Annotated in this window: 10 protein-coding genes; 3 read left to right on the top strand and 7 right to left on the bottom strand. The window is 70.6% G+C overall.

Translation table 11 applies throughout. From position 1 onward, the window contains the following. Window position 1: 1 nt before the first annotated feature. The gene (locus K7I03_RS09175) at window positions 2-622 is read right to left on the bottom strand and encodes a YceI family protein (RefSeq protein WP_185941244.1); all 621 of its coding nucleotides are present in this window, start codon (window positions 620-622) and stop codon (window positions 2-4) included. A 371-nt stretch (window positions 623-993) separates the two neighbouring features. On the opposite strand from K7I03_RS09175, the gene K7I03_RS09170 reads away from it, so the two are divergent. The 3 genes from K7I03_RS09170 (at window position 994) to K7I03_RS09160 (ending at window position 5,318) form a co-directional block, all read left to right on the top strand. Continuing rightward, window positions 994-3,324, top strand: a complete 2,331-nt coding sequence (locus K7I03_RS09170) for a polysaccharide lyase 8 family protein (protein WP_185941245.1) — start codon at window positions 994-996, stop codon at window positions 3,322-3,324. 197 nt (window positions 3,325-3,521) lie between these two features. After that, on the top strand, window positions 3,522-5,105 hold the full coding sequence (locus tag K7I03_RS09165) for an acyl-CoA carboxylase subunit beta (RefSeq protein ID WP_185941246.1): 1,584 nt from the start codon (window positions 3,522-3,524) through the stop codon (window positions 5,103-5,105). Window positions 5,106-5,123: 18 nt separating this feature from the next. Then, window positions 5,124-5,318, top strand: a complete 195-nt coding sequence (locus tag K7I03_RS09160; RefSeq protein WP_185941247.1) for an acyl-CoA carboxylase subunit epsilon — start codon at window positions 5,124-5,126, stop codon at window positions 5,316-5,318. 187 nt (window positions 5,319-5,505) lie between these two features. Here K7I03_RS09160 and K7I03_RS09155 read toward each other — a convergent pair whose 3' ends face one another. From K7I03_RS09155 to K7I03_RS09130, 6 genes are all read right to left on the bottom strand, one after another. Further along, entirely contained in the window at window positions 5,506-8,145 is a 2,640-nt protein-coding gene (locus tag K7I03_RS09155) for a KGGVGR-motif variant AAA ATPase (RefSeq protein WP_185941248.1), read from the bottom strand. Continuing rightward, a complete protein-coding gene (locus tag K7I03_RS09150) occupies window positions 8,142-8,516 on the bottom strand; it encodes a HEPN domain-containing protein (RefSeq protein WP_185941249.1) in 375 nt (124 codons plus the stop codon). Before K7I03_RS09150 ends, K7I03_RS09155 begins: the two co-directional genes overlap by 4 nt. Window positions 8,517-8,750: 234 nt before the next feature. Next, window positions 8,751-9,332, bottom strand: a complete 582-nt coding sequence (locus tag K7I03_RS09145; RefSeq protein WP_049717346.1) for a GTP-binding protein — start codon at window positions 9,330-9,332, stop codon at window positions 8,751-8,753. Continuing rightward, complete coding sequence (locus K7I03_RS09140; RefSeq protein ID WP_185941250.1) at window positions 9,313-9,957, bottom strand: DUF742 domain-containing protein; 645 nt, start codon at window positions 9,955-9,957, stop codon at window positions 9,313-9,315. Before K7I03_RS09140 ends, K7I03_RS09145 begins: the two co-directional genes overlap by 20 nt. An 84-nt stretch (window positions 9,958-10,041) precedes the next feature. Beyond that, entirely contained in the window at window positions 10,042-10,464 is a 423-nt protein-coding gene (locus tag K7I03_RS09135; protein WP_049717348.1) for a roadblock/LC7 domain-containing protein, read from the bottom strand. A gap of 1 nt (window position 10,465) precedes the next feature. Further along, complete coding sequence (locus K7I03_RS09130; protein ID WP_185941251.1) at window positions 10,466-13,531, bottom strand: sensor histidine kinase; 3,066 nt, start codon at window positions 13,529-13,531, stop codon at window positions 10,466-10,468. Window positions 13,532-13,764: the final 233 nt, after the last annotated feature.

Genomic DNA, 13,764 nt, shown 5'->3' with positions numbered 1-13,764 from the left:
GTCAGCCCTGGGGCGTGGCGCGGACGGCGGAGATGTCGAAGAGCAGCTTCACCTTGTCGCTGATCATGACGCCGCCGGCCTCCAGGGCCGCGTTCCAGGACAGCCCCCAGTCGGAGCGCTGGATCGCGGCGAAGCCCTCGAACCCGACGCGCTCGGTGCCGTAGGCGTCGACGGCCGAGCCGTTGAACTCTAGGTCGAGGGTGACCGGGCGGGTGACGTCCTTGATGGTGAGGCCGCCCGTCAGGCGGTAGGTGTCGCCGCCCAGCGACTGTGCGGCGGTGGAGCGGAAGGTCATCAGCGGGAACCGTTCGACGTCGAAGAAGTCCTCCTTCCGGAGGTGTGCGTCGCGGTCCTTCATGCCGGTGTCCACGCTGGCGACGGTGATGTCGATGGCGGCGGTGGAGCGGGAGGGGTCGGTTCCGTCGAGGTGGAGCGTGCCCTGGTACTCGTGGAAGGAGCCGCGGACGTTGGTGACCATGGCGTGGCGCACCATGAAGCCGAGGGTGCTGTGGACGGGGTCGATGGTCCAGTCGCCGGTGAGGGCGGCCAGTGCGGGGTTCGTGGCGGCCGGGGTCTCGGGGGCGTCGGTGTCGGAGACGGGCTTGCGGGTGAAGGGGCCCATGGCGTTCTCCTCGCGGGTCGACGGCCGGCCGGGCGGGGCCGGCGGGGTGGGTCGATCGGATCGATCGCTCGATCCGTGTCCAACGTACTGCGGGTTGGTTCAGCTTTCAACTTAATCGGGGGGTCCCCGGCGGGATTCTCCGCGCCCGGGCCGACGCGCCGGGAGGCCGATTCCGGCCGGGCCGCCGGGCCGGGTCGCCGGGCCGGGGCGCCGGGCCGGGGCGCCGGGCCGGGGCGCCGGGCTTGGCCGCAGGGGGGCGGGGGAGCGGCGCGGAACGGACGGCGCTCGCACCCGCCTCATTGCGCCGCCCCGCCGGGCCCTGGCACCGTGTGGGCCGTCCCGCGCAGCCCGCCCGCACCGTGAGGACCACCATGCCTCCACCCTGGACCCGCCGCGCCTTCCTCGCCACGGCGCTCGCCGCCCCCGTCGCGGGGGCCCCGCCCGCCCCCGGTGACCCCTTCACTCCCCTCCGCCACCGCTGGCGTGACCTCCTCCTCGGCACCGGCCTCGACCCGGCCGCCGAGCCGTACCGCGCGGTCCTGCGCCGCACCGGCGCGACCGCGCACGCCCACCGGGCCCGGATGCGGCCCGCCCCCGGGTCGCTCTGGCCCGACGCCCCCTTTGATCCGCCCGCCGGCATCACCCTCAGCCACGCCCGGCTGCACGTCATGGCCCGCGCCTACGTCCAGCCCGGCACCGGGCTCACCGGCGACGCGGCGCTCGCCGCCGACGTCCTCGCCGGCCTGGACCACGTCCGCCGGACCGTCTACCACCCGGGCACCGAGCGGTACGGCAACTGGTGGGAGTGGCAGATCGGCACCCCCCGCCTGCTGCTCGACACCCTCGCCCTGCTGTACGCGGAGGCCGGACCCGCCCGCCGCGCCGACGCGCTCGCGGCGGTCGACCACTTCGTCCCGGACACGCTGCTCGGTGCCTACACCGGCACCAGCACCGGCGCCAACCGCGTCGACCTCTGCCGCGTCGTCGCCCTCCGCGGCGTCCTGGGGGAGGCGCCGGCGAAGCTCGCCCTCGCCCGCGACGCGCTGACCCCGGTCCTCGCCCACGTCGACCACGGCGACGGGCTGTACGCCGACGGATCGTTCCTCCAGCACACCGCCGTCCCCTACACCGGCACCTACGGCTGGGTGCTGCTCGACGGCCTAGCCCGGCTCCTCGCCCTGCTGCGCGGCTCCGCCTGGGACATCGCCGACGCCAGCCGCCGCTTCGTCCACGACGCCGTAGACCGGGCGTTCGTCCCGCTGATCCACCACGGGCTGGTGGCGGACACCGTCTCCGGCCGCGCCGTCAGCCGGGGCCTGACCGACGACGGCGGGCCGCCGCAGAGCGACCGGCGGCGCGGCCACGCCCTCGTCGCGGCCATCGCCCTGCTCGCCGGGGGCGCGCCCGCCGCCGCGCGCGCCCGGTGGCACGGCCTGATCAAGGGCTGGGCCGCCCGCGACCCGGCCGCCCCGCTCCTCGCCGACCCCCAGTTCGACACCGCCGACCTGGCCCGGCTCGCGGCCGTCCTCGCCGGACCGGAACCCGCCGTACCCGAGCCCGCCGGGCACCGGCTGTTCCCCGCCATGGACCGGGCCGTGCACCGCCGCCCCGGCTGGACCGCCGCCCTCGCCATGGCCTCCGACCGCGTCGCCCACTACGAGAACGGCAACGGCGAGAACCCGCGCGGCTGGCACACCGGCGCCGGGATGCTCCTCTGGTGGGGGCCCGGCGGCGAGGACCAGTACGGCGACGGGTTCTGGGCCACCGTCGACCCCTACCGCCTCCCCGGCATCACCGCCTCCGCCAAGCGCCTCGCCGACGGCGAGGGCGGCGCCTGGGGCAAGCCGAGACCCGACGCCCGCTGGGTCGGCGGCGTCACCGACGGCACGTACGCGCTCCTCGGCCAGCACCTCAAGGGGCTCGGCTCCACCCTGGAGGCGCGCAGGACCTGGGTGTGCGCGGACGACGCAGTCGTCTGCCTCACCGCCGGCGTCACCGCCCGCGACGGCACACCCGTCGAGACCGTGCTCGACAACCGGCGGCTCACCGGCCCGCCCCGGCTCACCGTGGACGGCGCGTACCGCACGGGGGACGCCTTCTTCCCCCGGGCCCACTGGCTGCACCTGGAGGGGCACGGCGGCTGGGTGCTCCCCGGCGGCGCGCCCGTGCGCGTCCTGGACGACCACCGCACCGGCACCTGGCGGGACGTCAACACCGGCGGCTCCACCCGCCCGCTCACCCGCCGCTACCTCACCCTCTGGCACCCGCACGGCACCGACCCCGAAGGCGCCGCCCTCGTCCACCTGCTGATGCCCGGCGCGAGCCGGGCCGCCGTCGCCGCGCGCGCCGCCGACCACGGCCGGCTGACCGTCCTCGCCAACACCGCGGACGTCCAGGCGGTACGTCTCGCTACGCCCGCCCTCACCGCCGCCGCCTTCTGGCGCCCCGGCACTGTGGGCACCCTCACCGTGACCGCCCCCGCCGCCGTCCTCGTCCACCGGCAGGGCCGGCGCGCCACCCTCCACCTCGCCGAGCCCCCGCGCACGGGCGCGCCGGTCGACCTCCTCTGGGCGCGGCCGGTGCGCCGGGTGGTGTCCCACGACCCGTCCGTACAGGTACGTGCCACCGGACCCGGACTGCGGCTGCGGATCCGCCCGGGAACCCGGTGCCTGCCCCACCGCTGCGAGGTCGAGACCGGCTGACACCCCGCCCGGCCCCCGGCCGGACGGCGGTGTGTCCGAGTGGTTTTGTGGACTACCCACAGCGTGGGAAGACCAGACGAACAGGGACAACTGATAGGGGCGCAGTGCGATTCTGTGCTCCTTGCCCACCAAATCGAGCACTACCTTGTGCGGAGTCGACATGATGTTCCGGCACGGGTCCCACGTACCGTCTATCCATGAGCAATCTCGAAGGTGCGCCCGAAGAGGCGAGTGACGTCCGTGGGCGCGTCGCCGAGCTGCACGCCATCCGCGAGCAGGTTCGGCGTGGTCCCAGCGACCGGGCTACCCAGGCACAGAAGGCCAAGGGAAAGCTGACGGCGCGCGAGCGTATCGATCTGCTGCTGGACGAGGGCTCTTTCTCCGAGGTCGAGCCGCTGCGCCGGCACCGCGCCACGGGCTTCGGCCTGGAGGCGAAGAAGCCGTACACCGACGGGGTCATCACCGGCTGGGGCACCGTCCACGGCCGGACCGTGTTCGTCTACGCCCATGACTTCCGGATCTTCGGCGGCGCGCTGGGCGAGGCCCACGCCACCAAGATCCACAAGATCATGGACATGGCCATCGCGGCCGGCGCGCCCCTGGTGTCGCTCAACGACGGCGCCGGCGCCCGCATCCAGGAGGGCGTCTCCGCCCTCGCCGGCTACGGCGGCATCTTCCAGCGCAACACCAAGGCGTCCGGCGTCATCCCGCAGATCTCGGTGATGCTCGGCCCGTGCGCCGGTGGCGCGGCCTACTCGCCCGCCCTCACGGACTTCGTCTTCATGGTCCGCGAGACCTCGCAGATGTTCATCACCGGCCCGGACGTGGTCCGCGCGGTGACCGGCGAGGAGATCACCCAGAACGGCCTCGGCGGCGCCGACGTGCACGCCGAGACCTCCGGCGTGGCCCACTTCGCGTACGACGACGAGGAGACCTGCCTGGAGGAGGTCCGCTACCTGCTCTCCCTCCTCCCGCAGAACAACCGCGAGAACCCGCCGCGGGTCGTCTGCGAGGACCCAGTCGACCGCACCGGCGAGGCCCTCCTGGACCTCGTCCCGGCCGACGGCAACCGCCCCTACGACATGCGCAAGGTCATCGAGGAGATCGTCGACGACGGCGAGTACCTCGAGGTCCACGAACGCTGGGCCACCAACATCATCTGCGCCCTGACCCGGCTCGACGGCCAGGTCGTCGGCATCATCGCCAACCAGCCGCAGTCCCTGGCCGGCGTCCTGGACATCGAGGCGTCCGAGAAGGCGGCCCGGTTCATCCAGATGTGCGATGCCTTCAACATCCCCATCGTCACCCTCCTGGACGTCCCCGGCTTCCTGCCCGGCGTCGACCAGGAGCACGGCGGCATCATCCGGCACGGCGCCAAGCTGCTCTACGCCTACTGCAACGCCACCGTGCCGCGCATCTCGGTGATCCTGCGCAAGGCGTACGGCGGCGCCTACATCGTCATGGACTCCCAGTCCATCGGCGCCGACCTCACCTACGCCTGGCCCACCAACGAGATCGCCGTCATGGGCGCCGAGGGCGCCGCCAACGTCATCTTCCGCAAGCAGATCGCGGACGCCGACGATCCCGACGCGATGCGGGCCCGCATGGTCAAGGAGTACAAGGCCGAGCTCATGCATCCGTACTACGCGGCCGAGCGCGGCCTCGTGGACGACGTCATCGATCCGGTGGAGACGCGGCAGGTGCTGATCCGGTCGCTGGCGATGCTCGCGACGAAGCACGCCGATCTGCCGTCCCGCAAGCACGGCAATCCGCCTCAGTAACCGAAGGACTCAGCAGACATGACTGACACGCTTGTTCGCGTCGAGAAGGGGACGGCCGGGCCGGAGGAGCTGGCCGCCGTCACGGCGGTGCTGCTCGCTCGGGCGTCCGCCGGGTCCTCGGCTTCCGTTCCCCGTCCGCGGCGGTCCGCGGCGTCCTGGCGCCGCCTGGAGCGCTCCGGCGGTTTCACCGCCGCCCACAGCTGGCAGGGCTGACGCCCACGCGAAGGGCCCCGCTCTCCGTAAGGAGGGCGGGGCCCTTTTCGGCTTCGCCGGGGGATGCCCCAGTCCCGCCCCTTCCCGTTTCTTGCGGGGGCGAGCCCCCGCACCCCCGAAACCGCGCTCCGCGCGCTCCTCCTTAAACGCCGGATGGGCCTGGAGTTCGTGCTCAGGCAGCCGTGGGTCAGGCTTGGCCCTTCCGGGTCATATTGAGCGCCTTACGGTACATCTCCGGCACTCGATAGCGCTCCGCTTTGTCCCGTGGGCCGGAAATTTCCTCCAGTAGCCCCACGTCGCGGGCGAGCCGGACGAGGTCGGGTGAAGTCCCTTCCAGCTGTTCGGCCGCGAAAGGAGTCGAGCCGATGTCGCGTAGTCGCCTGAAGAGCGGTTCCAGCTCGGGAAATTCATCACGCTCAAGAGCGTCCAAGGCCGAGTCGCTGACAATGTCGAGAGACTCGACGAGCGCGCGGGGCCGGATGATAGATCGAGAATAGCTGTTCCCTGCTTCGAAACCTCGCTCCAGAGCGACCGCTGCCGTCATCATTTGAGCCAATGCGCGGGGCGCGTGGTCGCCGTTGGCGTCGGCAAGCCGTGACCAGACCCAGTTGTCCGTGTACGCGGTACGGCCGCCGGACACTCGCTCACTGGCCAGGATCACCCAGGCATTGCGGACGAACTCCTCCGGCCAATACTCGACTGGAGTTGCTTCGAGCCGGAAATCCGGTTTGTTCAGACGGGCGGTCACCAATTGCCGGAAGGGTTCCGACCGCCATGCCTGCTTGATGGCGATGCGGAGGTAATCCATCTTGTTCGACCAGCTGAGCCGAGCGGCGCGGGCACTGAGATGCGACTTGTTCGGCACCTTCACTTCGCGCCAGATGTCCTCACGCAGCAGCACCTTGAACTTCAAGCGGCGCAGTTGGGGGCCGAGCGTGCCGACGACCGTCAACAAGCCTGCCACACCGTCGTTGCGTCGTCGGCGGTCGTTGTCGCTGTTGCCGAAGCCCGTGTCCAACGCGTCGAACAAAAGTGCGTGGTCGCCGTCCAGGTAGCGATCGATGGTTTGTAGCCACTGGCCTACCAGCAGGGATGCCCGCGGGTGGGACAGCAGGCTGCTGACATCGTTGAGCAGATCCGTATTGAGGTATTCGCTGCCTGTTGCGGGCACTCCGACGGGCCCTGACGTCCACTCAGGCTGGGGAACCTCGGGCAAGTGCTGAAGGATGGCGAGGCCGACGAGTGCGGGCCATGCTTGACGCCACTCCAGTCCTCGCTCTCGCAGCTCCGCTTCCAGGGTCGAGTACACATTCGAATCCGGAGTCCAGCTCCGATGAGTGTCGAGCGCCGCTGGACAGGTCACAACGATGGCTGTCTGTTCTTCGGCGAGCTTACGGAACACGGCTGTCTTGCCGGTGCCTTTGCGCCCGATGACGACGATACTCTCCGGGGCGAGCGCCCGGTCCACATCGGCGGTACTCAGGAAGGTGCCGTGCAGTTCCTCCAGCGCCTGGTCTTCCGCGGTCTCCCCGGCGAAGTGCAGCGAGGCGAGCACCTCCGCCTTGCTCGGCTCCGGTACCTCGCGCGACTGCTCTCCGAGTGCGTCTCGTGGTTCGACGAGCCCGGTGATCCAGTCGGCTACAACAGAGAAGTCCTCCGTGGTTTGCACACGCATCACGGAATCCGAGGCAGCCAGGGACTCCTGGTACCCGATGACCTGGACGATCTCCTCCAGCGCCTCGAAGGCCGGCCCTCCTGCCGCATTCCGAGCCACGGAAAGCCACTCCGTGATCCACTCCTGAGCGCGCTCCGCATACAGGGCCCGCACTTCTACAGTGGCCGGGACCGGAGAGACGACGAAGCGAACCTCCGGCGTGCACGGACTACCCTCCGTCGACCGGCGGGACTTCGCCGCGAGGAGGGCCCTGGTAAGGGCCCGGGTGCCTGCCTTCGCCTGCGGATGTGGGTAGAAGGCGATGACATTGATGTCCGAGACGTCGAACAGCAAAGGAGCGGCCAGTGGACTGATACCCGTCCTGGAGTCGATGAGTACCACATCCGGCCGTTCCGCCAGACCGGATACCGCCTCGACAAGCAACCGCAAGGGGTTGATCTCGTCTTCTCCATACCAGGCCGAGGGGTCGAGGTGGGACAGGAGCCGGGCGTATTCCGCGCCGGGGCATCCGGCCGGGAGAAGGAACAGTTCTGCGTCCTCGGTAACCCTCACCACGTGTTCGTCGAGCGGGCCGATCTCGCCACTGACTTCCGCGGCTGCCAGGAGCGGAACCACCCCCGTGCCCTCGGTGACGTCGTCCTCCACATCGAAGAGTGAAGCGAGGCCGGGGGCTTCCAGGTCCATGTCGATGCACAGCACCGTGAGCCCCTGCCCGGCGATGACACGCGCGGCATGGGCCAGGGCGGTGGACCGGCCGACGCCACCGCGCAACGAGTAGAAAGTGGAGACCACTGGGGACGGGAGGGTGCCGTAGTCCTCGGAGGGGAAGCGCACCGTGATCTCGTCCGCCTGGGCGTTCGCCAAGGCTTCCGGCCACAGCGGAAGCTCCTCGAAGGCCGGCGTGGCGTCCAGATCCTCCCGCTCCACGAACCGCGCCTCGTCGGGAGTCATCAGGTCGTACCGGACGATGTCGGCGGCCGGTACGAGCGCTTGTACACGCTCGCGACGCGCTCGCGGAGTCATGCCGGTGAACACGTCCGAGATCGCGGTGACTCGGATTCCTGCAAAGGGGTCTGCTGTAACACGCACTCCGTCCCCGAGGGCTTCACGCAACGCGCTTTCCGTACGGTTGATGTCATCCGGCTGTGTCACGGCGCGTTCCTCCTGTGCGCTTTCGCCCGACGTCGCAACTGGGTGGTACACCAGTTCGCGAAGCGATTGGCCGCTTTGATCTCGTCCTCGATCGTGACATCCTCGGGCAGCGCCGACTGGTAGCGCAGGCCGACGTCGCGGTCCGTGAGAAAGTTACGCACCTCCAGCGACAGCACCTGGGGGCTGAATCCCGCTTGAGCCAGAATCGCCAGCACGTTGTGTCCGTCACGGCCGCGGGGCACTGCGCGGCCCCGAGCAGCGCACAACGCCTTGGCAAAGCACTCGGCAGTGAATCCTAGGTAGTAGAGGCAGGCCAGGTGCCGACCGGCCTTGTGCAGCTCAACGGCGTCCGTGCGACGCTCCAGAGCCACGTCCTCCCACTCCTGTGGTGTACGCGGATCCTCGTACAAGCCACCCCCCAAGGTGATGTCCCCCGTCGTCAGTCCAGAGATTCCCGAGACACTCGGTTTCCCCTTCGCTCTTTCTCGGGCTGTGTCCGGCGCGGCGAAAAAGCCGCGCGACCTGCCGCGAAGGCCAGGCAGGACTGATTCCGACCTGCCCGGCCTTCGGATGGGACGCCTCGGGGCTCAGCCCCGCGCGGCCTGCTACCGCAGGCGCGCCATCAGCGCGTGCTCCACCAGCGTGATGAGCGCGCTCTTCGCCTCGTTCCGGTGCCGAGCGTCCGTCGTGATGATCGGCGCGTCCGGCCCGATCTGCAGAGCCTCCCGCACCTCGTCGGGAGTGTACGGCTGGTGCCCGTCGAAGCCGTTCAGCGCGATGACGAAGGGCAGGCCGCTGTTCTCGAAGTAGTCGACGGCCGGGAAGCAGTCGGCGAGGCGGCGGGTGTCCACCAGGACGACCGCCCCGATGGCACCGCGGACGAGGTCGTCCCACATGAACCAGAACCGGTCCTGTCCGGGCGTGCCGAACAGGTAGAGGATCAGGTCCTGGTCCAGGGTGATCCGGCCGAAGTCCATCGCCACGGTCGTCGTGGTCTTGTCCGGCGCGTGCGTGAGGTCGTCGATGCCCGCCGAGGCGGAGGTCATGACGGCTTCGGTGCGCAGCGGGTTGATCTCCGAGACCGCGCCGACGAACGTGGTCTTGCCCACGCCGAAACCACCGGCCACCACGATCTTCGCGCTGGTGGTGGAGCGGGCTGCCTCGCCGCTAGAGGTTCCGAAGTCCACTGAGCACCCTTTCGAGCAGTGTCACGTCAGGCTGGCCGCCGGCGGACGCGTCGCCGCCGGGCTGATGAATGGCGACGAGCCCGGCCTCGGCCAGATCGGCCACCAGGATTCGGGCGACGCCGAGCGGGATGGAGAGGAGTGCCGAGATCTCGGCTACCGACTTGATCTCGCGGCACAGGTGGCAGATGCGCTGGTGTTCCGGCAACTGCCCTTGGAGCTGGGCCGGCTGGGCCGTGGTGTGCACCAGCGCCTCGATGGCGAGCTGGTAGCGCGGCCGGGTCCGGCCGCCGGTCATGGCGTAGGGGCGGACCAACGGGTTGCTCTTGCCACCCGACGGCGACCCCGAACGCCGGTGCTGCGGCCCCTGTCCCGCGTGCCGGCCCTGCCCCGCGGGGGGCGGGACATGGCCCGTCGGGACGTGCCCGGGCGCGCTGGGCGGGGAGTACCCGCCGCCGGGCACCGCGTGCGGCGGTACCGGGGGCTGCGGGGTGTAGGGCACCTGTGAGGGGTGCTGGGCCTCCGACCGGTCCCTGGGGGTGGGCGCGGAGGGGAAGTTGAAGCGGTTCAGCGGCGGGTTCTCCTGCTGGTCATTGCCATACGGGTAACCGCCTGGGGGCGTTGCCACGGCTCCTCCTCCGACTTTCCTGTCTGCTGCTGGTCGCGCCACCGCACCTTAAGGCGCGGTGGCGCGAAACGCACTGTCTCTCTGCTAGTTGAGAAGGCTCCCCTGCAGTTCGGCGCGGAGGTCGGGCGTGAGCACGTTGCCCGCGCGGTCGACCAGCAGGGCCATCTCGTAGCCGACGAGGCCGATGTCGCACTCGGGGTGCGCCAGCACGGCCAGCGAGGAGCCGTCGGAGATGGACATGATGAAGAGGAAGCCGCGCTCCATCTCCACCACGGTCTGGTTGACGGCGCCGCCCTCGAAGATGCGCGAGGCACCCGCGGTCAGGGAGGTCAGGCCGGAGGCCACCGCCGCCAGCTGGTCCGCGCGGTCCCGCGGAAACCCTTCGGACATGGCCAGAAGGAGTCCGTCGGCGGAGACCACGACGGTGTGGGACACCCCTGGGGTGTTCTCCACGAAACTGGTGATCAACCAGTTCAGGTTCTGCGCCGCCTGGCTCATCGGGCTCACACTAACGCTCCTGCTCGTAGGTGCCGCCGGGGCCGAAGCCCTGGTCGTGTTGCTGCTGCTGCTCCTGCGCGGTGATCGCGGGGAACTCCGAGGAGTCCGTTCCCGCGCTGCGCCCCTGCTGGACACCGCGGCGCAGGTTGGCGAGCCTGCCGCGGACGTCCTCGGGTGCCCGGGATATCTGCGGGCCGCCCTGGGAGGTCTCCACCGCCTTGCCCTCGACCAGATTGGCCCTGGGCACCCGGCGCGGGAGACCGGAGGAAGTCGTTCCGTCCGCCTTCGGCACCCGGAGCCGCTCGGCGCGCTGCCAGCGCTCGTCGTTGGCCGACTGCCCGGCGGACGTGTCCCCCTCGTTCCGAGGCCGGGAGATGTCCTGCTGGGACCGGTCCGGTTCTGCGCCGCCCCTCGTGGCCTCCTCGCCCGTCTCCGGCTGCTGCCACTGCCGATCGCGGCGCGGCAGACCGGACCCGGTCAGCGAGGGAGGGCCGCTCGTGGCGGGGCCCGGACGGTCGAACTCTACGCGCTCCGGCTGCGCCGTGTCAGCGGACGGCTGAGATTCCGATTCCGCTCCGTAACCCGACGCGTACCCGTGCTGGTACGGAGTGGCCTCCGGAGCCGTCCCGCCCCACTCACCTTGGTAGGCGGGGGCGTTGAAGTCGCCGTAGGTCTGCTGGTCGGTGAAGCCCTGTTCGCTGTAGGCGGCTTCCGTATACGGCTGCTCACCCGTGGCCTGCGGGGCGAACGGAGTCTGCCGGGTGTCGTGCGACGGCACCTGGTGCCCACCGGTGTCGTGCCCGGGCTGCGCGGAGGTGTGCGCCTCCAGGGCGCCCTCCAGGGCGGCCCGCCGCTCCTCGCGCAGCCGCGAGCGGCCGAGCGGGTCGAGCACCGGGGCACCCGCCGCCCCCGGCTCGTAGCGCGAGTCGTCGAAGCCCAGTTCCGCGGCGGTACGGACGCCGCCGGCCGGCCCGACGGTGCCGGCCTGCTGCTCCGGGACGATCCGGGAGACCGTGAAGTCGTCGCCGGCCTGCTCGTCCTCGCCACCGCCACCGTGGGTGATGGGCTCCGGGAGCATGACCAGCGAGGTGGTGCCGGCCTGCTCGCCCGAGGGACGGAGCTGGACGCGGATGCCGTGCCGCATGGCCAGCCGGCCGACCACGAAGAGACCCATCCGCTGGGAGACCGTGGCGTCCACGGTCGGCGGGTTGGCCAGCTTGTGGTTGATGTCCGCGAAGTCCTCGGGGGTGAGGCCGATGCCCTTGTCGTGGATCTCGACCATCACACGGCCGTCGGGCAGACGCGTGGCGTTGACGCGGACCTTGGTGTGCGGGGAGGAGAACGTGGTCGCGTTCTCCAGCAGCTCGGCGAGGAGGTGCACGAGGTCGGTCACGGCGAGACCGTGGATCTCGGCCTCCGAGACGCCGTCCAGCTCGATGCGCTCGTACGCCTCCACCTCGGAGGAGGCCGCGCGCAACACGTCCACCAGCGGGATCGGCTGGTCCCAGCGGCGGCCGGGCTCCTCGCCCGCGAGGATGAGGAGGTTCTCGCCGTTGCGGCGCATACGAGTGGCCAGGTGGTCGAGCCGGAAGAGGTTCTCCAACTGGTCCGGGTCGGCCTCGTTGTTCTCCAGCCCGGTGATGAGCTCCAGCTGGCCCTCAATCAGGCTCTGGTTGCGGCGGGAGAGGTTGGTGAAGATCGCGTTGACGTTGCCCCGGAGCATCGCCTGTTCGGCGGCGAGCCGGACGGCCTCCCGGTGCACCTGGTCGAAGGCGCGGGCGACCTCGCCGATCTCGTCCTTGGTGTCGATCGGGATGGGCTGCACCCGGGTGTCGATCCGGCCCGGCTCGGTGCGCGAGAGCTGGTCGACCAGGGCCGGCAGCCGCTGCTCGGCCACCTCGAAGGCGGCACCGCGCAGCCGGCGCATGCTGCGGCTCATCGAGCGGGCGATGCGCCCGGCGACGAAGAACGCGGCCAGCAGCGCGACGATCATGATCGAGCCGTTGACGATCGCGTCCCGGCGGGCGTCGGAGGCGACCTGCGACGCCTGGTCCACCGCGTGGTCGGCGAGGTGCGACTCGACGGCGCGGTAGGCGTCGAACTTCCCGGTGGCCGTGGTGTACCAGGACTCAGGAGTGACGCCGACGGCCTTCAGCTTCTCCGGCGACTCGCCGGACATGATGGCCAGCGCCATCTTGTTCTGCTGCTCGACCTGCGCCTTCTCCTTGAGCGTGTTCTTCAGCCGGTCGATGTCCTCCTGGGAACCACCGGTCGTGTACTCGTCGGAGGCGATGTACTCGAGGAAGTTGTACGAGGAGAAGGAGGTCAGCAGGAAGCGCCGGTCCTTGGCGGCCATGTCCGGCTTGGCCAGCAGGTGCGTACCCATGGACCGCTGGAGCGACTCGGCGGCCTTGGCCAGCGAGACGGCGTAGACCATGCGGCCGTACGAGGTGACGGTGCCGGTGCCCAGGCCGAGTTCGTTGGTGAACGCCATCAGCGGACGCTGGATGGAGCCGTACGCGTCCTCGGTCTTCGCGGCCTCGGAGGCGTAGGCGGTCTTCCGGATCTGCGGCAGCTTCTTCTCCGCGTCCCGGACCGCCGCCAGCCGGCGCTGCAGGCTGGGGGTGTCGGGCATGGAGCGGACGGTGTCGTTGAAGGCGGCCTGGGCGGAATCCGTCGTCTCCCGGGCCTTCTTGACGTTCTCGTCCTCGTGCTGCTTCGCCAGCAGGGGGATGACGCTCTTGTCGCGCTCGTCGACGATCGCCTGGGCGTAGTCGGCCGCGGCCCGCACCACACGGGCGGTGTCGGCCGCGTCCTCGGCCTCGGTCCAGGTGTCGACCGAGTTCTTGATGCCGAGACCACCGAAGACGAGGGCGACCAGCACCGGGATGAGGAGGATCGCGTTCAGCCGGGTGGCCACCCGCCAGTTGCGGGGAGAGAGCCGTCCGCCACCGCCACTGGGCGCGACGGGGGTACGGGGAACGTCCGAGGGCTCCACCGCGGCCTGCGACGGCGGTGTGAAGTTGCCCCGCGCGTCCTTCGCCTGCTGCGCGGTGCCGGTCTTTCTTCGCCTCACTCGTCCAACAACCTCTCGGCGTCGGCACCGACGTCGAGGACGTCGTGCCGTCTTTCGGCTGGGCCACGACGGCCCAGTTCGGGAAATTCCAGCACGCCGGACCAGTGCGTTCCAAACAGTGGGCAGAGCCGACGGCCGGGGGGATCCGCCCGACATAAAACGGGCATTAAGAGCGAGCGACGCCAAAAGGCGGGCGAAACATGTGCGGAGGGGAACCGGACGGCTGCGGCCCG

Source organism: Streptomyces mobaraensis, from assembly GCF_020099395.1.
In the GTDB taxonomy this organism is placed as follows: domain Bacteria; phylum Actinomycetota; class Actinomycetes; order Streptomycetales; family Streptomycetaceae; genus Streptomyces.
Note: the sequence above shows the minus strand (reverse complement) of the source record. Positions and strands in the feature narration are given on the sequence as shown.